Origin of the sequence: Pseudarthrobacter sp. DSP2-3-2b1, from assembly GCF_049895945.1 — a bacterium.
In the GTDB taxonomy this organism is placed as follows: domain Bacteria; phylum Actinomycetota; class Actinomycetes; order Actinomycetales; family Micrococcaceae; genus Arthrobacter.
Genome location: NZ_JAFCTI010000007.1, coordinates 19,022 through 38,948 on the forward strand (window position 1 = coordinate 19,022; position 19,927 = coordinate 38,948).

Here is a 19,927-nt window from a genome sequence, read left to right on the forward strand (position 1 = left end):
TACCTACCTTCGTTCGAGAGAACAGCCACACTATGAAGAAGATCATCAACGCCCCCGCGGCGGTTATCGAGGACTACATCAGAGGCTTGGTCGCGGCAAATCCGCACCTGGGCCGGGTTGCAGGCCTCCCCATCATCGTGCGCTCGCCTGAGTCAAAGAAGCAGGAAGACCGAGTCGCCCTGATCTCCGGCGGCGGATCCGGACACGAACCGGCGCACGCCGGATATGTTGGGACGGGAATGCTGGATGCCGCTGTTCTGGGTCCTGTGTTCACATCGCCGTCCGTCGACAACGTGTACGCAGCCATCGTCGCGACCGCGACGAACGCGGGGGCTCTGCTCATCGTGAAGAACTATACGGGGGACAGGCTGAACTTCGGTCTGGCCGCCGAGATGGCGCGCACCGAGGGTATCCCGGTCGAGATGATCATCGTCGCGGACGACGCGGCCCTGGGGGACTCCTCCAGGGCCGGTCGCCGCGGCCTCACCGCCACCGTGCTCGTCCACAAGATTGCGGGGGCGGCCGCGGAGCGCGGATGGTCACCCGCCCGGATCGTCGCAACCATCGAGCGGCTCCTGGCGCGGACGGCCACCATGGGCGTCGCCCTTGGCCCCTGCTACCTCCCGGGCGCCACTGCACCGAACTTCGCCCTTGGCGATACCGAGATCGAGTGGGGCCTTGGCATCCATGGCGAAGCCGGCAGCGAACTTGGCCAGCTTGCCACGTCGGCCGAAATCGCTGAGCGTCTTGTCGGCACCATTGTCGCGGATCGCGGACTGTCCGTCGGCACCGACGTGGTCGCCCTTATAAATTCTCTGGGCGGCACGCCCGACCTGGACCTGCGCATCCTGCAGGGTGACGTCCTCGCGGCACTCGCCGCGCGTGATCTGAAGGTACAGATGACGTGGGCCGGGCCTTTCCTCACATCCCTCGAGATGCCCGGTGTCTCCCTCACCGTTGCCAGCGTCGATGCTGAACTGCTCGAACTGCTCGCCGACGACGCCCGCGTCGCGGCTTTCCCGCAGACGACGCCGCTTCTCAACCCCACGGGTGCGATAACGGTCCCCGCCCCCGAACTTTTCGAGACTGACACCGACGGGGGTGCCTCATCGCTCGATGTCGCTGACATCCATGAGTTCACCGAGGCAATCGCGGGCGCGCTGATAGATGCCGAGTCCGAACTCACGGATCTTGATCGACAGGTCGGTGATGGGGACCTCGGAACGAACCTCGCACGCGGTGCAAGGGCGGTGCGCGCGGCATCCTCACGCCTTCGCACCCAGCCGGACGCCGCGCGTTACCTCACCGCCGTCTCCGATATCGTACGTCGTGAGGTGGGGGGAACGTCCGGTCCTCTGTACAGCCTGCTGCTGCTGGCGATGGCCGAAGGTCTTTCCGGCATCGATGGCGCGCCGAGCGCCGAACACTGGTCGGCAGCGCTCGCCGCTGGCTCTGCGCGGGTGCAAGTCGTGGGGGGCGCCGCTCCGGGCGACAGCACGATGGTCGACGCTCTACACCCGGCCGCCGAATCTTTCGCCACGGCTGGCGCAGCCTCTGCACGCCAGCGGACGATTGATGCCGCCCATGCCGCGCGTTCGGGCGCAACGTCCACCGCGAAGCTTAGGCCGAGCCTTGGCCGCAGCAGCTACGTCGGAGACAGGGCCATCGGTATCCCTGACCCAGGCGCCATTGCCGTTGCTCTCCAATTCGAAGCTCTCGCGCAGGCGTTGGCGATGTCAAGCACACCGACGAACGGAACGGTGCGATGACCGCGACATCGGTGATCGTAACGTCTGTTAAACGGGAGGGTCGGTCTGTCACCCTGGCGCCGTTCCTCTATGGCGCCGCCGGGATCCTGACCCTCGGCGTGCTGCTCGAAGTACTGCCGCAGATCGGGGTCGTCAATCCCCTATACTTTCCGCCACTGCATGAGATCGCGGAGGCGCTGGGCGACCAGGTCCAGTCGCTGGTTTTCTGGCAGTCCCTTGGCGCCACTGTCAGCGGCTGGCTGATCGGCCTGCTGGTAGCCGTGGTTGCCGGGACCGTGCTCGGTGTGGTGATTGCAAGTGTTCCAGTCATCGACCGGATGCTTGCTTCCACCATCGAATTCCTGCGCCCGATCCCCTCGGTCGCGCTAGTACCGATCGCTGCGCTGCTATACGGGACGACGATGCAGGCCACCCTGCTGCTCGTTATCTTCGCGAGTATCTGGCCCGTACTGCTGCAGGTGATCTACGGTGTGCGCGACGTGGACCGCGTCGCCATCGACACGGCCATGAGCTACCGCCTGGGCCGCGCGCGCACCATCCTTCGCGTTGTCTGGCCGAGTATGATGCCGTACCTTATCGTCGGGATCCGGCTCTCAGCCTCTGTCGCCCTGATCCTTGAGATCACCGGCGAGCTGGTGATCGGTTCCCCGGGACTGGGCAAGCTCATTGCAAATGCTCAGTCCTCGGCGGCCGTCTCGAACATGTATGCCCTGGTGCTTGTCGCTGCACTGCTTGGCGTTGTCATCAACGCGGGCACCCGGCTGATCGAGGGCCGAGCGCTGTTCTGGCACGCCTCCGTACGTGCGGAGGTGGTGTGACCATGAAAGCGCCTCGCTGGATCTTCGTCACCTTCGCAGTCCCGGTCGTGCTGATCGTGCTGTGGACGCTGTACGCCGAGATCTCCCGTAGCCTCTACTGGCCCTCTCCCACCGCGATCGTCGGGGTGTTCCCGAAGACGTGGCTGGCCGGCCGGCTCAGCGCAGACGTGTTCCCGAGTCTGCTGCGCCTGTTGATCGGCTACATTTGCGCGCTTGTCATTGGCATCGCCATCGGTATGGTCGTGGGGTCGTTCCGGCGGCTGCGGCTGTACGTCGAGCCAGTGTTCGAGCTCTTCCGGGCGATCCCGCCGCCGGTGCTCGTACCGGTCGTGATGCTCGTCACCGGGATAGGCGCGAACATGCAGCTCACCGTGATCGCCTTTGGCTGTGTCTGGCCGATTCTGATCAACACCGTCGAAGGGGTGAGAGGCGTCGATCTGACACAGATCGATACCGCGAAGTCCTACAGGATCGGTGGCTGGCGGCGCCTCGCGACCGTGGTGCTGCCCGCGGCATCCCCCAAGATCTTCGTCGGTGCCCGCCAGTCGCTTTCGATCGGCATCATCATGATGGTAATCAGCGAAATGTTCGCCTCGACTAACGGCATCGGCTTCAACATCATTCAGTTCCAACGGCTCTTCCAATTCAAGGAGATGTGGAGCGGAATAATCCTGCTTGGCATTATCGGCGTCGCCGCGAACGTCATCTTCAAATTCATCGAGCGTCGAGTGCTGCGTTGGTACGTGGGCATGCAGACCCAGGAGAGGTGAGGGCAATGGCCCAGAACGAAAGCAATGTCATGCTGCACGTTGACAATCTGCGCAAGGTCTACGGATCGGGCAGCGGGGCGGTCGAAGCGATCGGAAACCTCGACTTCACGATCGGAAAGAACGAGCTTGTCTGCATCGTCGGACCCTCGGGCGCCGGTAAGACGACCTTCCTGCGTTGTGTCTCCGGGCTGCTCGCCCCGACATCCGGTCAGGTGCTGCTCGAGGGCAAGCCGGTCAACGGACCGCCCGAGGGCATGGCCGTCGTGCTCCAGGAATATGGTCGCAGCCTTTACCCGTGGCTCACCGTCCACGACAACGTCGAGCTGCCCCTGAAGGCCAAGGGGATCAAGAAGCCCGAGCGTACGCGCCTCGTCACGCACGCGTTGGAGGCCGTCGGTCTGGCCGGTGCCGGCAAGAAGCACCCCTGGCAGCTGTCCGGCGGTATGCAGCAGCGCGTCGCCATTGCGCGGGCGATCGCCTACGAGCCTCACATCCTCGTGATGGACGAGCCCTTCGCGGCCGTCGATGCGCAGACCCGCGCCGAACTCGAGGACCTCGTGCGGCACCTGTGGAGGCAGCTTGGCGTGACAGTACTGTTCGTCACACACGACATCGACGAATCGGTCTATCTTGCGCAGCGGGTGCTCGTGCTCTCGCACGCGCCGACGTTCGTGCTGAAAGAGGTGCCGATCGACTTGCCCACTGACCGCGACCAGCTCACAACCCGCTCGCTCCCCGAGTTCGCTGCGCTCCGTACCGAGGTCTACGAGCTCATCCAACAGGCAAAGAACGTCAATTACCGCACTGCGCAGACCGCACTCAGTGAGTCAACAGCGCGCCCGAAGGGAGAACACGATGCTGACCCTGCAGGTCTCCTCAAGAATCTCTGAGGCAAGCGGGATTGCCGGCCTCGTCCTCACAGACCCACAAGGCAGGGCACTTCCGGAGTGGACGCCGGGGGCGCACATCGACGTGCACATCGACCGCCCGGGGGAGCCGGCGTTTGTGCGCCAGTATTCGCTCTGCGGCGACCCTGCCGACCGTGCGGCTTACCGCATAGCGGTTCTTCTCGAGGAGGCGGGCGAGGGGGGCAGCCGGCACATCCATTCCCAGGTGCGTCAGGGGCAGCTCGTGCGTGTGTCTGCCCCACGGGACCTGTTCGGCTTTGCCGTCTCGGACCGCATGGTCTTCGTGGCCGGCGGCATCGGCATCACCCCGATCCTGCCGATGATCGCCGCAGCCGAGGCTGCGGGCGCGGATTGGCAGCTGCATTATGCGGGCCGTGAGCCTTCGACGATGGCGTTCGGCGCCGACCTTGAGCCCTACGGCGATCGTGTGCGCGTGTACGTGGGCTCGGAAGGCGAGCGGATGGCGCTGCCTGCGATCGTGGCGGAGGCCGCCGGTGCCGCGCTCTACGCCTGCGGTCCTTCGCGGCTCCTGGATGCGCTGGAGGCGGTTGTCGACGGTACGGATGTCGATCTGCATGTGGAGCGCTTCACGAACGAGAACATCGTGGCGAGCGAAGCAGACCACCCGTTCGAGGTGGAGCTGTCGCTGCTCGGCAAGACGATCACGGTCATGCCCGGCGAATCGATCCTGGATCGTGTCGCCGAGGCAGGTGTGGCGGCGCCGTCCTCGTGCCGAGGCGGCACCTGCGGCACGTGCGAGACCTTCGTGCTGGAGGGCGAGCCGGACCACCGCGATGCCGTGCTGAATGCCAAGGAACGCGAAGAGTCCGAGGTCATGATGATCTGCGTCTCACGCTGCAAGGGCAAGAAGCTGGTGCTCGAGCTCTGACTCCCTTCCGCAAGGCCTGTAAGCCCACGCGGAGACAGAAACGGCAGGGGGCCGCTGCGGCCTGGAACTCATCGATCCCTCGAGGAGGCTTCCGGGCCACAGCGGCCCCATGCTGTTTGGTGCCCTAACTGCCGGCATACCTTTGGCGCAGGTCCGCTTTGCGGATTTTCCCGCTGGCAGTCCGCGGCAGGTCGTCCACTATCACCACGGACCTGGGGATTTTGTAGCGCGCCAGGCGTCCGTCCAGGTGGGATCTGACGTCCTCCTCGGTGATGGTGTACCCGCCGCGCACTGTGATGACTGCCTTTGGTACCTCGCCCCACTTCTCGTCCGGGACGCCGATGACGGCCACGCTGCCCACGCCGTCGAGTTCGACGATGATCTGCTCCACCTCGGCCGGGTAGATGTTCTCCCCGCCGGAGATAATCATGTCTTTGAGCCGGTCCGAGATGTACACGAACCCTTCCTCATCGGCGAATCCCATGTCCCCGGACCGGAACCACTCGCCGTCGGCAAAGCTGACTTCGGTGGCGTCGGGCCGGTTCCAGTATTCGCGGATGACGTTGGGGCCCGTGACCTGGATTTCCCCCACGTCGCGGGGGCCTTGGCGTCCGCCGAGGGGATCCATGATGCGGACGTCGGTGAAGAAGTGCGGCAGGCCCACCGAGCCCATCTTGTCCCGGCTCCGGCTCGGCTGCATGCTGGTGGCACCCGGCGCGGTTTCGGTCATGCCGTAGCCGCCGGAGAAGGACAGACCGCGGCTTTCGTAGGCTTCCATCACGCGGACGGGCACGGCCGAGCCGCCGCAGGTGAGCTTCTGCAGCGAGCTGATGTCAGTGGATTCCCAGGTTTCGTGTTCGGCCAGCATCTGGTAGGTCGTGGGGACACCGCTGATCATGGTGGCCCTGTATTTTTCGATCAGGGACAGTGCCCGGCCGGGCACAAAGCCCGGTTCCAGCAGCAGCGTTCCGCCCTTGAGCAGCACAGGCAGGACAGCCATGCCCAGCGAAGCCACATGGAACATCGGCGAGATAACCAGGGCCACGTCGGTACTGAGCACGTCGTAATCCACGAGGACGTTGTAGGAGTTCCAGGTGATGTTGCCGTGGCTCAGCACGGCGCCTTTGGGACGGCCGGTGGTGCCCGAGGTGTAAAGGATGATGGCGCTGTCATCCAGGCTGACCTTGACATCGATGCGCTCAGCAGACGCAGCGGCCAAGGCATCAGCGTAGTCCTGGGAGCCTGCGGAGACTTCGTTGGATGCCGCCTCCCGCACCACTAGCCGGCACCGGACCCCGGTGTCCTGGGAGCCCGAAACGGCCAGCTTGTCCAAGGCTTCGGCGTTGACGAGGGCCACGGCTCCGGAGTCCTGCAGTGCGAACTGGATTTCCGGTGGGGCGAGGCGGGTGTTGAGTGGTACAAAGATGGCGCCCAGGATGCCTGCGGCGAATAACGTTTCTAAGAAGGAGGGATCGTTTTCGCCAAGATAGGCTACCCGGTCGCCCTGCTGTACGCCGCGGTCCCGCAGTGCGTTGGCCAGCCGGTCCGCGCGGTCCGCCAACTCCCCGTAACTGGTGGGGGAGTCGCGGTAGATCAGAGCGGTTTTGGTGGCGGATTTCGGCCTGCGTCGATGCAGCCAGGAACCCACTCCTTGGTTGTACATGTGAGCGTAGCCTTCCTATGAATAGAGAACGGGAGGCGGAGGCCCCGCAACTTTGGCGGCCCTCCGTAATGCGGCGACTGCTAGGCGTAGAAGCGGTAAAGGGAGTGCGCGGCGACGGCGGGCTTGGTGCCGCCTTCAACCTCGATGGTCTGGTCCACGCCGATCTGCACGCCGCCCGCAATTTCGGTGACGCTGGCGATCTTCGCAGTCATGCGGATCTTGGAGCCCACCTTGACGGGGGAGGGGAAGCGGACCTTATCCAGGCCGTAGTTGACCTTGGTCTTCACACCCGTCACGTCCAGCAGTTCGGTCCAGAATGGGATGGCCAGGGACAGGGTGAGGAAGCCGTGAGCGATGGGGGCCCCGAACGGGCCGTCCTTGGCCTTCTCCGGGTCGGTGTGGATCCACTGGTGGTCGCCAGTGGCGTCGGCGAACGTGTTGATCTGGTCCTGCGTTACCTGGATGTAGTCGGTGTAGCCCAGGTCGTGGCCTTCCATGCCGGCCAGATCTTCGAAAGTTACGGTGGTGGTGCTCATTTATGCTCCTTGGATGTTGTTGATGATGATCAGCGGAATGCGCCGAAGCCGGTCAGGGCCCGGCCCACTATGAGGGAGTTGATTTCGTGGGTGCCTTCGTAGGAGTAGACGGCTTCTGCGTCAGCGAAGAATCTGCCCACACTGTTGTCCAGGATGATGCCGTTGCCCCCGCAGATTTCGCGGGCCAGGGCGGTGGTTTCCCTAGCCTTCGCGGCGCACCACATCTTGGCCAGCGCCGAGTTTTCGTCCTTGTAAATGCCGTCTGCCTGCTGCTGGGTCAGACGGACCACCATGCCAAGGGACGCGGTGACGTTGCCCAGCATGGCGGCGAGCTTTTCCTGGATGAGCTGGAACCCGCCCAGCGGCCGGCCGAATTGTTCACGTTCCTTGACGTAGCGGAGGGCGGCCTCGTACGCCCCGGCCTGGAGGCCGGTGGCGATCCATGCGACGTCGGAACGCATGTTCCGCAGAAGGCCGGCAACGTCAGGGAAGCCGTTCACCCTCTGTAGCCGGTGGTCTTCCTGCACCGCAACATCGGTGAGCGTGATGTCCGCGTTCTGCATGATCCGAAGGGACATTTTGCCCTCGATTTTGCGGAGCGCGACGCCAGGGGCGTCGGTTCGGACCAGGAAGGCCTTGATTTGATGGTCTGCCTCGTCGCGGGCAAAAACAGCCATGTAGTCTGCGGTCGACGCGCCGCCGATCCAACGTTTGACGCCGTTGACCACCCAGGTGCCGCCGATCCGGCGGGCACTGGTCTCCAGACCGCCGGCGATGTCTGAGCCGTGGTCGGGTTCGGTCAGGGCGAAAACGCCGCTCATCGTGAAGCTGCGAATGAGCGGGTCCCACGCTGCTGCCTGTTCCGGGCTGCCGCCGAGGCTGACCGCGGTGCGGAACAGCCCGGACTGGGCGTTGTAGAAGGTGGCCACCGATGCGTCCGTGCGGGCTAGTTCAAAGTTCCGGAATCCTCCGTACAGTGCTCCTGGAACGGCACCGTCCCGTGTCAGTTCCGGGGGTTCCATCAGGTTCAGGTCAACCAGCGGTTTGATGATTTGGTCCGGGAATTCACCACGTTCCCAGTAATCGGCCAGCAGCGGCTGGACTTCATGATCAAGGACAGCGCGCAGCCGGCCCAGCACCTGGCGTTCGTCCTCGCTGAGGAGGGTGGAGTAGCCGTACTGGTCAGCAGGGTAGAACTCAGTCATGATGCCGCCAAGGCATCCAGCCCCAACAGCCGGACGGCATTGTCCTTGATGATCTTGGGCCGCACTTCGTCCTTGATGGCGAGGTTGCCGAAATCGTTCATCCAGCGGTCCGGCGAAATCAGCGGGAAGTCCGAGCCGAACAGCACCTTGTTCTGCAGGACCGTGTTGGCCTGCCGGACCAGGATTTCCGGGAAGTATTTTGGGGACCAGCCGGACAGGTCGATCCACACATTGGCCTTGTGTGTGGCAACCGCAATGGCCTCTTCCTGCCACGGCACCGACGGGTGCGCCATGATGATCTGCAGTTCCGGGAAGTCTGCGGCCACGGCATCCAGCAGGATCGGGTTGGAAAGCGCAAGCTTCAGACCAAATCCTCCCGGCAGTCCGGAACCGATACCCGTCTGCCCCGTGTGGAAGATGGCCGGAAGCCCAAAGGACTGCAGGAGCTCCCACAGCGGGTAAAACTGCTGATCGGAGGGATCAAAGTTCTGCACCGTGGGGTGGAACTTGAATCCGCGGACGCCGAAGTCTCCTGCCAGGAGACGGGCCCTTTCAATAGCTTCTGTCCCGGTAGTTGGGTCTACGGAGCCGAAAGGAATCAGCACGTCGTTATTGCGGGCAGCACCCTTTGCGATTTCTTCGCTGCTGTTGGGCTTGTGTCCCAGCGCCCGACGGGCATCCACGGTGAAGACGACGGCGGCCATCTTGCGTTCGCGGTAAATGTCCGCGATGTCGTCCAGCCCCGGGCGAGGGCCGTCCGTCTTGAAGTACTTGCTGGCGGCGTCCACCAATTTCTGCGGGAGGGCGTTATGCCCGTGATCGTCCACCTCCACGTGGACGTGCATGTCGATCGCTGTCAGCGACTCAAGATCGATTGCGGATACGTAGCTCACTTCGACTACTTGACCGGAACGGGCTCGGGACGCAGCTCCGCGGGCAGTTCGGGGAAGTCCTCGCCAACGGGCTGGAGCTTGTCGCCGAAAAGACTTTCAAAGGAGGAGATAAGGTCTTCGTAGCCCCAACCGCCTTCGTGATATTCAGTGGCTGCTGCCTCCGGGTGGGTCCAGAGCTGCAGCCGGTCCCCGCCGGCGCCGATGACTTGGCCGGTGACGCCGGCGGCGTCGTCCGAGGCGAGAAAGGCAATGAGGCCGGCGACGTCGTCGGCCGTGCCAAAGCCGAGATCTTTACGGAAGAAAGTGGGCATTGCCTCGCCGCGCTCTTCGGCTTCTACAGCTTTTTGGAAATACGGGACCGTCTTTGTCATGGCGGTGGCGGCCACTGGGATGACGGTGTTGGCGGTGACGCCAACCTTCTTCATTTCCAGCGCCCAGGTGCGGACCATGCCCACGATGCCGGCCTTTGCTGCGGCGTAGTTGGTCTGGCCGAAGTTACCGCGCTGACCCGTTGGCGAGCCGATGGTGATAATGCGGCCGGCGACGTTGTTTTCCTTGAAATGGGCGAAGGCCTCACGGACGCAGGTGAAGGTGCCCTTGAGGTGGACGTTGATCACCAGATCGAAGTCCTCATCGGTCATCTTCAGCAGGGACTTGTCCCGCAGGATGCCGGCGTTGGTGACCAGAATGTCCAGGCGCCCGAACTTTGCCACGGCCGTCTCCACGAGATGCTTTGCTACTTCACTGCTGCCCACGGGGGCGACGACGGAAACCGCCCGGCCGCCGTCGGACTCGATGAGCGTCACAGCGTCTGCAGCCACGGCCGCGTCCACGTCATTAATGACGACGGCGGCACCCTGGTTGGCGAGTTCCCGCGCGTACGCGAGACCAAGGCCCCGTCCGCTACCGGTGACGATTGCTACTTTTCCTTCGAGGCTCATTTGTCTCCATGGGTTCTACTAAACGTGCCGGGTCACTTGTGCGCTCCGCGACGCACAATGAGTTCGCCTCAATGACAACCCACATAGTTCAAGATGTCAATCATTTGATTTGAAACTATTCCAAAACGAAAGATCTTGTATCCTAGATATAGCCATTTCAGAGGTACGTGAGCTACACGCAAACGAGGGAAGCATGACAGATGTGAATATGGAGACTATGGAGAACCGCAATGCGGCCGCATTTCCCGCGTCGGACCACCTGCTCGCCAGTGAACTGGTCAGTGAAACCGAGTTCCTCGCAGCAAGGACAATCAGCATCGGAACGACACGGGCGAACGAAATGTTGGCGCCGTTGGATCTGAAGGTCAGGCCCTATTCCGTGTTGGCGCTGGCCACCACTGCCGACGGCCCTACGCAGAGAGAAATGGCTGATTTCCTCTGCCTGGCGCCCAGTCAGATCGTGGCGCTTGTGGACGATCTCGAACAGCGCGGCCTGGTGGAGCGCCTGAACGATCCGAACGACCGGCGCTCCAAAGTCATCAGGGCAACCGTTTCGGGCAAGACGCTGTACAAACGTGCACGTGAAAGTGTTCGACAAGCCGAAGACATCTCCCTTCAAGAACTTACTGCCGAGGAGCGCGACCAGCTCCGCAGCCTGCTCCGCAGGACTGCATTCACTCCGGACCGGCCGGAATAGCCACGATGAAAGGTTCTGGTCAGGAACCCTTCGCCAATGAGTCGATCAGCTCCAAGCCATGGCGGGCCCAAGCTATTTCTGTCTCCGCGCGGGCTATCAGGCCTTCGTACGTAAAGATCTTGTACTCAGTGGTGCGCTGATGCTCTGTCTTCGGCGAGACAGCAAGCCGGCGGGCCAGCATGACACTTGTGCCGTTGCGTAGTTCCTCGATCATGCCCTGCCACTGTTTGCGCCGCAGTGCGTGATATTCAATGTGGGCTTCCATATGTGCCCTGGCTGAGTCCGGCTCCGCCCACTCCAGGTAGGCCGCCTTCAGGTGAACCGGATCGCGCTCGCGGAAGTATTCCACCGGTGCATTGACCCACTCCCGGAAGGCTGCCGCACCCTCCGCGGTGATCCGGTATTGGGTCTTCTTGCCGCGTTGTCCCCAGGCAACCTCTTCCCCTTTTAGAAGCCCGCAATCTTTCATGCGGCGTAGCTCGGGGTAGATCTGCGAGTCAGGTGCGTGCCAAACGTAGGCAACGGAGGACTCAAACAGTTTCGATAGGTCATAACCCGTCATGGGTTCGACGGTCAGGAGTGCCAAGAGCGCGTAGCGAAGACTCATACCGTGATCTCAATTCCTCGCAGTTGCAAATAACTATATCCATAGATACTCTGTGGCCCAAGTCATTATTTGGGAGTCGAGCTGGTGGAAACTACAGCGAATGTCCAGGGTCCCGCCACGGGATCCGTGACACTGCGGGCCTTGCGGCTGCTGGAGGCATTCCTCCCGGGTCAGGAAAGCCTGACTTTATCCGATATGGGCCGTTCAGCTGGTCTGCCGCTGAGCACCACTCACCGTTTGGCTCAGGACCTTACTGAGTGGGGTGCTCTGGAACGGACCGACTGCGGCCGGTACCGCATAGGTAGCAAACTGCGTCAGGTCGCCTCGATGGCATCCCGCGGCCGGCTGCTGCGGGAGCTCTGCTTGCCGGTGATGGAGGATCTGGCGGCGTCGACGGGCTACACCGCGCTGCTCGCCGTGCTGGAGGGAAGTGATGTCGCTTTCATCGAAAATGTGAGCGGGCCAAAATTCGATTTCCGTCCGGCAGGGCGGCGTGGACTGGCACTTACTACGGCCGCCGGCCGGGTGCTCGTCGCCTTTTCCAACGCGTCGGTGCAGCGGGAAATCCTGGAAAAAGCGATTCCCGTTCACTCCGGCAGGACTGTCACTTCCCCAAGTGTTTTACGGAAAGAACTGGCGGAAATCCGGCGTACGAGACTCTCGTTTGCGGACCGCCAATCAAGCGAGGCGTTCATCGGTGTCGCCGCACCTATCACCGGCGAGACCGGTAACGTCGTTGTCGCGGCCTTGTCGGTGGCGATGCCCTTCGACGCACCCGACGCCGAGACCGTCGCAGCACTATGTGCCGCGGCCGCCCGAACCGTCTCGCGCTAAGGCGAAGGACACAGGCCTTGTGGGCTTCCGGATGCTGGAAGATGATACGGCGTATTCCGGCACCCGGAATTTCTACCCGTTTCAGCCCGCGGAACCGGTACACCAGAGCTAAGGCTCACGAATGTCGGTCCCTGACCCGCAGGACGTTCGCCCAAGGAAAACCTACTGGAGGGAAAACAATGACCGAGAAACTTGTACCAGCCCCGGAGCGCACTGCGCGTATGACTACGGGGGTCATCGAACGCCTCCGACGGATCGTGGGCGACGACGGCCTCGTACTGGACCAGGAGGAGATGGCAGACCCTGCGTGGCCGCTCAAGGACCCTTACTGGATCCCGGGCGACAGCACCTACGACCCGTCAGTTGCCGTCCTTCCGGAGGACGTTGAACAATTGCAGAACGTCATCCGGCTGGCCAACGAGGAAAAGCTGCCCGTCTGGACTCACTCCCAGGGCCGTAACAACGGTTACGGCGGCCCCTCCCCGCGGGTAGGGGGCTCCGTTAGCATCAGCCTGCGGCGGATGAACCGCATTTTGGAGATTAACGAGGAACTTGCCTACGCGGTTGTCGAACCCGGTGTCCGTTGGTTCGATCTCTACGACGAATTACGCCGGCGAGGTTCACGGCTAATGGTTTCAGTGCCCGATCTGGGTTGGGGCAGTGTCGTGGGGAACTCCCTGGACAACGGCGTCACGTACCTGCCCTATGGCCCGGACTTTGCAGCGCCCTGTGGGATGGAGGTGATGCTGCCCGACGGCGAAATCATGCGCACTGGCTTCGGGGCCATGGAAGGTAATCCCTCGTTCCATCTCTACAAGCGTGGTGCCGGACCCGTGCTTGATGGGCTCTTTATGCAGTCCAACTACGGCATCGTGGTGAAGATGGGACTGTGGCTGATGCCGCAGCCCGAGACGTTTGCGCCGCTGACCCTTACGGTGGCCAACGACGCCGATCTGGCACCGGCAATCGACGCCATCCGCGAGCTCAGGCTCAAGAACCACCTGCGGGGCACCCCATGCCTTTACAACACCATTATGGCGGCGACGATGACGGGGGTCCCCGACGTTATCGCGGCAGGCGACCGCGGCATCATGACGGAAAAGGAAATCGACCGGATCGGTGAGGCGACCGGGCTGGGGCGCTGGTACGTCCGCACAGCCATGTGGGGAGACCGGGAAGAGGTGGATTTCCAGCTGCGCAGCATACGGAAGGTCTGGGAAGCCATACCGGGGGCAAAGGCAACGGTCTCCGGCTACTATTCCCCGGAGGAATACGAGTCGATCGAATCCATCTCGGACCGCATCCTTGCCGGGGTCCCGAACCTGGACGTCATCAAGTACAAGGACAACAGTTTCGCGCACATTGGGATGTCTCCCCTCGTACCGATGCAAGGCGGGAAGGTCATGGAGGTCGTCAATCTGCTCCGTGAGATCACGCATTCCGAAATGGGGCTGAATTTCAAGGCCGGAATTCTGGTGACCGGAGAACGCGCCTGCGCCGTCGTCTCCAGCATCAACTTCGCCCGCGACAATGCTGAGGAGGCCAGGCGCGCCTACGACGTCGCCCGGATCATGATCGGCAGAGTAGCCGACCTTGGCTATTCGGAGTACCGGACGCACGTTGATCTGATGGATGACGTTGCAGAACTTCTTGATTTTAACGACCACTCTTACCGGCGGTTTTGCGAGAAGATCAAAGATGCTGTGGACCCAAATGGCATCCTCTCGCCAGGCCGGTACGGTATATGGCCTGGCCGGGACACCTAGCGGCGGGAGGATCATTGCCTCGCCTGTTGCAAATACCTATCCCCATAGGTAGTCTGTGATCCAGCACACTATCTATGGAGATAGCTAGTCATTGATGGGGTGGCATCGAATTCTCCACGTATCCAGCGGGCGGCGTCACTGCAGACGTTGCCCGCCGAAAGGAAGGAAGAACCGTGACTGCTGTCCGGCCCCAAAGCTCCACCACTAATAAGGTCCTCGGCTACCCGCTGAACGTCTGGTACGTCGCCGCCTGGGACAAGGAAGTGACCCGCAAGCCGATGTCGCGCAAGGTTGCCGGGCGCCCGCTTGCCATGTACCGCACGGAGGACGGCAAGGCCGTGGCCCTGGCCGACGCGTGCTGGCACCGGCTGGCCCCGCTGTCCATGGGCAAGACCCTCGGCAAAGACCAGATCCAGTGCCCGTACCACGGAATCGTTTACAACGCTGCGGGCCGCTGCGTCTCCATGCCTGCACAGGAGACCATAAACCCCTCCGCCACGGTGCCGTCTTTCCCCATTGTGGAGCGCCACCGCTACGTATGGGTCTGGCTCGGGGACCCTACCAAGGCTGATCCTGCACTGGTGCCGGACATGCACCAGCTGGATTCACCGGAATGGGCGGGCGACGGCGAAACCATCTATGCCCCGTGCAACTTCCAGCTGGTCCTGGACAACCTGATGGACCTCACCCACGAGGAATTCATCCACTCTTCCTCGATCGGCCAGGACGAGCTGAGCGAGTCCGACTTTGTGGTCACGCACGACGACGGCACTGTCACGGTGACGCGGTGGATGTTCAACATTGATGCTCCGCCGTTCTGGCTCAAAAACATGCGGGACAAATTTCCGGGCTTTGAGGGCAAGGTGGACCGCTGGCAGATCATCACCTTCCGCTCGCCGTCGGTCATCAACATCGACGTAGGAGTGGCCAAGGCGGGTACCGGCGCTTTCGAGGGCGACCGCAGCCAGGGCGTCAACGGTTTTGTCATGAATGCGATCACGCCCGAGAGTGACAAGTCCTGCCACTATTTCTGGGCCGTCATGCGCAACTACCGGCTGGACAGCCAGCTCATCACCACCCAGTTGCGCGACGGCGTACACGGCGTCTTCGGGGAGGACGAGGCCATGCTCACCGCGCAGCAGGCCGCCATTGATGCCAACCCGGACTATGAGTTCTACAACCTGAACATCGATGCAGGCGGCATGTGGGTCCGCCGCCTGATCGAACGCCAGCTCGAATCCGAAGGCCGCCTGGTCCCGGTCGCCTAGCCCGGGAACAGACAGCAACGAGAACAGGTCTTAAACAGCCATGGCAGCAACAAACATTGAGGTCTGGCAACTGGGAACAGTTGTCGAGGTCCGGGACATCGCCACCGACATCCAACGCATCGTGATCGAACCATCCCTGCCCAAAAAAGCGGAACCGGGCTCCCACATAGATGTGCAGGTGCGCATCGACGGCCACACGGACACACGCTCCTACTCCGTGGTCGAGTCCAGCGAGGACGGCACCCGACTGGCAATCAGCGTGCTGAAGGCACCGCTGTCCCGCGGCGGCTCAGTCTTCATGCATACCCTCCAGCCGGGGGACCAGTTGGAGATTACGCAGCCGTTGCAGAACTTTCCCCTCCGGGTGGGAGCGGAACGCTACATCCTGCTGGCGGGAGGCATCGGCATCACGGCCATGATCAACATGGCCCGTGTCCTGAAAAACCTGCGGCTGGAATACACCTTCGTTTATGCAGGCCGCAGCCGCGCAGCCATGGCGTACCTGACGGAATTGCAGGAGCTGCACGGAGAGAATCTCGTGGTCCACGTCGATGATGAGGGAACATCATTGGACGTAAAACGGCTGGTCGGCGGCGCAGCGGAGGACACCGAACTGTACATGTGCGGGCCCATCCGGCTTATGGACGCAGTGCGCCGCACCTGGACCGAACGCGAGCTCAGCTACCCCAACCTGCGGTTCGAAACGTTCGGCAACAGCGGCTGGTATGACCCCGAAAAATTTGTCGTAAAAGTGCCCCGCCTGAACCTGGAAGTGGAAGTGCCTCAGCACCGGTCCATGCTCGAAGCCCTTGAGGATGCCGGAGCTGACATGATGTTCGACTGCCGCAAAGGTGAATGCGGGCTCTGCGAGGTCAAGATCCTCAAACTCGAGGGCGCCATTGACCACCGCGATGTTTTCTACAGTGCCAGGCAGAAAAATGCCACCGAGAAGATGGCATGCTGCGTCTCGCGGGCCGTCACTTCAAAAACCGGCCTGATGGCCGGGGCGTCTGTCGCCGGCCCGGCAGTGGTGACCATCGAGGTCTCCTGATCCCACCCGTGTTAGCACATCGAAAAGGAATGACGACGGCGGCAGCCAGTGGCGTCGTCATTGGTCTTGGCTGAATTAGGGTCTAGCGCTGTCCTCTCCGACGCCGCGTCAGGCGACGACCAAGTGATTCTGCCTGCCCGGAACCAGCCAGATTGACAGTCTCAATTTGAGACAAATCAGCCGCGAACTGCCACATAGTCTATGTGAGACGCCTCACAGTGGGCTGACGGAGCAACGCGGCTCCGAGTGCGAAAGGTTGTTTGTCAGGCTATGACACAGACCATGGAAACCATGGAATCCCGGGTGATGGAAAAAGTCCGGATTCGAATGCGGGACGGCATTGTCCTTGTCGCTACGGCGTACCGCTCCTTGTCAGCAGAGCCCCAGCCGGTGCTTCTGGTCCGGACTCCGTATGTGGAATCGATGGCGCGGACGCTGCCCGTGGCCCCGGCGCTGGCCGCCGGCTTCGCGGTCGTCGTCCAGAGCTGCCGCGGGACCGCAGAGTCCGGTGGTGTGCTCCATGCCTTTGAAAACGAGTCGGACGATGGCCTTGACACTATTGCCTGGCTCATCGACCAGCCCTGGGCAAACGGACAGGTGTGCATGTTCGGAGCGTCTTACCTTGGGATGGCGCAACTTGCTGTCAGCGGGAAGAACCCCGAAGGACTGGCCGCGATCGTCCCGATCGTAGCGACCAACAACTACCGGGACGGACTGGTCTACAGGCAGGGAGCCATGCAGCTCGGTCAGGGCCTGGGGTGGCACATGCTCAAGACGGCTCAGACGCTGGGGGAGCGCGCACAGCGCGGGCAAGATATTGCTGCGCAGATGGGTGCGTTCCTGGGCATGACACGGGACATGGAAGCGACCTTCCGCACCTTGCCGCTGACTGATCTCACAGCGGTCAGTGATGTCCTGCCCAGCTGGACGACGTGGCTTGAGAAGGAAACTGATAGTGGTTACTGGGACGGGATCAACTACACCAAGGACCGGACTCGAACAGCCGTACCGGCCCTGCACGTCGGCGGCTGGTTCGACCTGTTCCTTGCAGGCACCCTGGACAACTTCACCGCGATTGCCCAAGGAGCCGAGACCGCGGAAGCCCGAAGTAATCAGCATCTGGTCATCGGGCCCTGGACGCACGCGGACCAGTCCGGGGCGGCCGGAGAGCTGCACTTCGCGGCAGGCGCAGCACAGGTTATCCGCTTGGAGGAGCAACAGATGCGCTTCCTTCGCGAAAGTGTCGACAGCATCCCGAGTTCGATTCCGCCCGTCCAGATCTTCGTGATGGGAGCCGACCGCTGGAGGTCGGAGGAGGAATGGCCGCTGGCGCGCACCGACTGGCAGAAGTGGTACCTGCAGCCGGACGGCTCGCTCGGTGACACGGTGCCGGCAGGCAACGCTTCCCCTCTGCAGTACGTCCATGACCCCCATGACCCCGTGCCTACCGTCGGCGGCGGCACCCTCATCAACGGCGGGCCCGACGGCGGCGCGGGCTACATGCCCGGGTCCCGGGACCAACGTGTGCTGGACAGCCGCGATGACGTGCTGCGGTTCTCCAGCTCTGTCCTGGAGCAGGACATGGAGGTGACCGGCCCGCTGAGCGTCACGTTGTTCGCGGCAACTTCGGCCGAGGACGCGGATTTCACTGCGAAACTCGTCAACGTTTTTCCCGACGGACGAGCCATGGGAGTGGCGGACGGGATAGTTCGTGCGCGCTACCGCAATGGCATGGATGCCCCCTCAACCGTGGAACCCGGGGAAGTTTATGAATACACCATCGACCTGGTCGCGACGAGCCAGGTGTTCAAGAAGGGCCATCGAATTCGCATAGACATCGCAAGTTCGAATTTCCCGTGCTTCGACCGCAATTCCGGCACCGGCAAGCTGGCCGGGCATGTGACACAGGACGACTTGTCGCCGGCAACCCAATCGGTCTTCTGCACGTCAGTTTTTCCTAGCCATGTTGTATTACCCGTAATTTCTTCAAAGGAGAAGTAAAATGACTGCTCGACGACGCGCCCTTGCTTTGGCGGCTACCGCCGCACTCATGCTCACCGGCTGTGCCGGCACTGCAGTATCCAATAACGACGCCGGTTCAGCAGGCCAAGGTGCCAAGGCTTTGGTCAGTGTCCCCGGCTTCGACGCCGGGACGAAAACGATCACCGTTGGCTCCATGGTGCCGACGTCCGGCATCTGGGCCCCGGCAGCCACGAACATCACCGGCGCGGAGGCCTACTTCCACAGGGCTACCCAGCCGGGCGGTCCCCTGGAAGGCTTTACCATCAAGGTCAAGAACGTGGACACCGAGTACAACCCCTCAGTTGCAGTTCCTTTGTACAACTCGCTTAAGAACAACGTCCTGATGTTCACCAATGTGCTGGGAAGCAGCATTACGTCCGCGTTGCTTCCGCAGATGAAGACGGACAACATTCTCGCCGTGCCGGCGTCCTCGGACGAAAAGCTGATCTCCAATCCGAACCTCGTTCCTTTCGGACCGTTCTATGCCACCTATCACGCTGCGGGCCTCCAGTACCTGGCGGAAAAGGAAGGCCTCAAAGACGCGACGTACTGCGCCCTGCTGCAGGACGATGACTTCGGAACACAGGTTGAGAACGGCTTCACCTTTGCCGCCAAGGAACTGGGCCTAAAGACCGGCGCAGCCGTGCGTTATCCGAGTGGACTCCAGGATTTCACTCCGCAGATTTCCAAGCTGAAGGAGGCCGGCTGCGGGGTTGTTGACCTCGGCGGAGCCGGCGCCACCATCCAAAACGCGGCCGTTCGCGCCGTGCAGCTGAACTTTGACGCCCGCTGGCTGGCCGGCAACACCGCCTACAATGCCAGCCTCGCAACCGGGCCCGCCGCCGACTACATCAAGCAGAACGCCCGCTTCGTGGTCACCGGCACGGAGTGGGGCGACGCCTCCGCCGAGGGCCAAAAGATGATGGAAGCGGACATCGCGGCCATCAACCCTGAGGCGAAGCCCATGGCCAACAGCTACCAGACAGGGTACATGGCGGCAGTCACCACAGTTGCCGTCCTCGAAAAGGCCGTCAAAGCAGGTGACCTCTCACGCGAGAAGTTGCTCGACGTTGCAAAGTCGCTGGGCACCGTGGACGACATGGGCCTTGCCGGCGGCGCCTTCAACTACGGCCAGAACCTGAACGAGCGAACGTCCGGCAACACCGTCTCGATCTTCACCGTCGACGGGTCCGCCAAGACCGGCCTGAAGCTGTTGGAATACGGCTTCCAGTCCGAGGTGGCGCAGAAATATAACACCTCCGTTCTCAGCAAGTAATCCCATGAGCCTGA

Annotated in this window: 18 protein-coding genes; 12 read left to right on the forward strand and 6 right to left on the reverse strand. The window is 62.3% G+C overall.

Features of this window, described 5'->3' with window-relative positions; genetic code table 11:
* The first annotated feature begins 32 nt into the window (after positions 1-32).
* The 5 genes from ACP7AX_RS10240 to ACP7AX_RS10260 are packed head-to-tail and all read left to right on the forward strand — an operon-like array spanning position 33 to position 5,154.
* Entirely contained in the window at positions 33-1,769 is a 1,737-nt protein-coding gene (locus tag ACP7AX_RS10240; protein WP_426226357.1) for a dihydroxyacetone kinase family protein, read from the forward strand.
* Complete coding sequence (locus ACP7AX_RS10245; RefSeq protein ID WP_426226358.1) at positions 1,766-2,587, forward strand: ABC transporter permease; 822 nt, start codon at positions 1,766-1,768, stop codon at positions 2,585-2,587. The genes ACP7AX_RS10240 and ACP7AX_RS10245 overlap by 4 nt, the downstream gene beginning before the upstream one ends.
* 2 nt (positions 2,588-2,589) lie before the next feature.
* Entirely contained in the window at positions 2,590-3,357 is a 768-nt protein-coding gene (locus tag ACP7AX_RS10250; protein ID WP_426226527.1) for an ABC transporter permease, read from the forward strand.
* A gap of 5 nt (positions 3,358-3,362) precedes the next feature.
* Positions 3,363-4,247, forward strand: a complete 885-nt coding sequence (locus tag ACP7AX_RS10255) for an ABC transporter ATP-binding protein (RefSeq protein WP_426226359.1) — start codon at positions 3,363-3,365, stop codon at positions 4,245-4,247.
* Entirely contained in the window at positions 4,213-5,154 is a 942-nt protein-coding gene (locus ACP7AX_RS10260) for a PDR/VanB family oxidoreductase (RefSeq protein WP_426226360.1), read from the forward strand. Before ACP7AX_RS10255 ends, ACP7AX_RS10260 begins: the two co-directional genes overlap by 35 nt.
* Before the next feature lie 124 nt (positions 5,155-5,278).
* Here the strand turns inward: ACP7AX_RS10260 and ACP7AX_RS10265 are convergent, their stop codons facing one another.
* The 5 genes from ACP7AX_RS10265 to ACP7AX_RS10285 form a co-directional block, all read right to left on the reverse strand.
* Positions 5,279-6,817: an acyl-CoA synthetase gene (locus ACP7AX_RS10265; RefSeq protein WP_426226361.1), complete on the reverse strand. Its 1,539-nt coding sequence runs from the start codon at positions 6,815-6,817 to the stop codon at positions 5,279-5,281.
* An 80-nt stretch (positions 6,818-6,897) separates the two neighbouring features.
* Positions 6,898-7,353 carry a MaoC family dehydratase gene (locus ACP7AX_RS10270; protein ID WP_426226362.1) on the reverse strand — a complete coding sequence of 152 codons (456 nt, stop codon included), beginning with the start codon at positions 7,351-7,353 and terminating at the stop codon, positions 6,898-6,900.
* A gap of 29 nt (positions 7,354-7,382) precedes the next feature.
* Positions 7,383-8,558, reverse strand: a complete 1,176-nt coding sequence (locus ACP7AX_RS10275; protein ID WP_426226363.1) for an acyl-CoA dehydrogenase family protein — start codon at positions 8,556-8,558, stop codon at positions 7,383-7,385.
* Positions 8,555-9,403 (reverse strand): amidohydrolase family protein, encoded by an 849-nt coding sequence (locus ACP7AX_RS10280; protein WP_426226528.1) that lies wholly within the window; start codon positions 9,401-9,403, stop codon positions 8,555-8,557. The genes ACP7AX_RS10275 and ACP7AX_RS10280 overlap by 4 nt, the downstream gene beginning before the upstream one ends.
* 53 nt (positions 9,404-9,456) lie before the next feature.
* Entirely contained in the window at positions 9,457-10,392 is a 936-nt protein-coding gene (locus tag ACP7AX_RS10285) for an SDR family NAD(P)-dependent oxidoreductase (RefSeq protein ID WP_426226364.1), read from the reverse strand.
* 193 nt (positions 10,393-10,585) lie between these two features.
* Here ACP7AX_RS10285 and ACP7AX_RS10290 point away from each other — a divergent pair, with 193 nt between their 5' ends.
* Positions 10,586-11,089: a MarR family winged helix-turn-helix transcriptional regulator gene (locus ACP7AX_RS10290; protein ID WP_426226365.1), complete on the forward strand. Its 504-nt coding sequence runs from the start codon at positions 10,586-10,588 to the stop codon at positions 11,087-11,089.
* 19 nt (positions 11,090-11,108) lie between these two features.
* On the opposite strand, the gene ACP7AX_RS10295 is transcribed toward ACP7AX_RS10290, so the two are convergent.
* Positions 11,109-11,675, reverse strand: coding sequence for a PadR family transcriptional regulator (locus ACP7AX_RS10295; protein WP_426226366.1), 567 nt, complete (start codon positions 11,673-11,675; stop codon positions 11,109-11,111).
* 162 nt (positions 11,676-11,837) lie between these two features.
* On the opposite strand from ACP7AX_RS10295, the gene ACP7AX_RS10300 reads away from it, so the two are divergent.
* From ACP7AX_RS10300 to ACP7AX_RS10325, 6 genes are all read left to right on the forward strand, one after another.
* Positions 11,838-12,530: an IclR family transcriptional regulator gene (locus ACP7AX_RS10300; protein ID WP_426226367.1), complete on the forward strand. Its 693-nt coding sequence runs from the start codon at positions 11,838-11,840 to the stop codon at positions 12,528-12,530.
* Positions 12,531-12,751: 221 nt separating this feature from the next.
* Positions 12,752-14,296: an FAD-binding oxidoreductase gene (locus ACP7AX_RS10305; RefSeq protein WP_426226368.1), complete on the forward strand. Its 1,545-nt coding sequence runs from the start codon at positions 12,752-12,754 to the stop codon at positions 14,294-14,296.
* A 173-nt stretch (positions 14,297-14,469) separates the two neighbouring features.
* Positions 14,470-15,564 carry an aromatic ring-hydroxylating dioxygenase subunit alpha gene (locus ACP7AX_RS10310; protein WP_426226369.1) on the forward strand — a complete coding sequence of 365 codons (1,095 nt, stop codon included), beginning with the start codon at positions 14,470-14,472 and terminating at the stop codon, positions 15,562-15,564.
* Between the two features lie 40 nt (positions 15,565-15,604).
* Complete coding sequence (locus ACP7AX_RS10315) at positions 15,605-16,615, forward strand: PDR/VanB family oxidoreductase (protein WP_426226370.1); 1,011 nt, start codon at positions 15,605-15,607, stop codon at positions 16,613-16,615.
* A 270-nt stretch (positions 16,616-16,885) separates the two neighbouring features.
* A complete protein-coding gene (locus tag ACP7AX_RS10320; RefSeq protein ID WP_426226371.1) occupies positions 16,886-18,616 on the forward strand; it encodes a CocE/NonD family hydrolase in 1,731 nt (576 codons plus the stop codon).
* Position 18,617: 1 nt separating this feature from the next.
* Positions 18,618-19,913 carry an ABC transporter substrate-binding protein gene (locus ACP7AX_RS10325; RefSeq protein ID WP_426226372.1) on the forward strand — a complete coding sequence of 432 codons (1,296 nt, stop codon included), beginning with the start codon at positions 18,618-18,620 and terminating at the stop codon, positions 19,911-19,913.
* The last annotated feature ends 14 nt before the right edge of the window (positions 19,914-19,927 follow it).

Bases quoted from the DNA above. Each gene is read 5' to 3' on its own strand.
- ACP7AX_RS10290 (WP_426226365.1), top strand. From the start codon at position 10,586: ATGACAGATGTGAATATGGAGACTATGGAGAACCGCAATGCGGCCGCA.
- ACP7AX_RS10275 (WP_426226363.1), bottom strand. From the start codon at position 8,558: ATGACTGAGTTCTACCCTGCTGACCAGTACGGCTACTCCACCCTCCTC.
- ACP7AX_RS10245 (WP_426226358.1), top strand. From the start codon at position 1,766: ATGACCGCGACATCGGTGATCGTAACGTCTGTTAAACGGGAGGGTCGG.
- ACP7AX_RS10280 (WP_426226528.1), bottom strand. From the start codon at position 9,403: ATGCACGTCCACGTGGAGGTGGACGATCACGGGCATAACGCCCTCCCG.
- ACP7AX_RS10320 (WP_426226371.1), top strand. From the start codon at position 16,886: ATGACACAGACCATGGAAACCATGGAATCCCGGGTGATGGAAAAAGTC.
- ACP7AX_RS10305 (WP_426226368.1), top strand. From the start codon at position 12,752: ATGACTACGGGGGTCATCGAACGCCTCCGACGGATCGTGGGCGACGAC.
- ACP7AX_RS10325 (WP_426226372.1), top strand. From the start codon at position 18,618: ATGACTGCTCGACGACGCGCCCTTGCTTTGGCGGCTACCGCCGCACTC.
- ACP7AX_RS10255 (WP_426226359.1), top strand. From the start codon at position 3,363: ATGGCCCAGAACGAAAGCAATGTCATGCTGCACGTTGACAATCTGCGC.
- ACP7AX_RS10285 (WP_426226364.1), bottom strand. From the start codon at position 10,392: ATGAGCCTCGAAGGAAAAGTAGCAATCGTCACCGGTAGCGGACGGGGC.
- ACP7AX_RS10250 (WP_426226527.1), top strand. From the start codon at position 2,590: ATGAAAGCGCCTCGCTGGATCTTCGTCACCTTCGCAGTCCCGGTCGTG.
- ACP7AX_RS10260 (WP_426226360.1), top strand. From the start codon at position 4,213: ATGCTGACCCTGCAGGTCTCCTCAAGAATCTCTGAGGCAAGCGGGATT.
- ACP7AX_RS10240 (WP_426226357.1), top strand. From the start codon at position 33: ATGAAGAAGATCATCAACGCCCCCGCGGCGGTTATCGAGGACTACATC.
- ACP7AX_RS10315 (WP_426226370.1), top strand. From the start codon at position 15,605: ATGGCAGCAACAAACATTGAGGTCTGGCAACTGGGAACAGTTGTCGAG.
- ACP7AX_RS10270 (WP_426226362.1), bottom strand. From the start codon at position 7,353: ATGAGCACCACCACCGTAACTTTCGAAGATCTGGCCGGCATGGAAGGC.
- ACP7AX_RS10265 (WP_426226361.1), bottom strand. From the start codon at position 6,817: ATGTACAACCAAGGAGTGGGTTCCTGGCTGCATCGACGCAGGCCGAAA.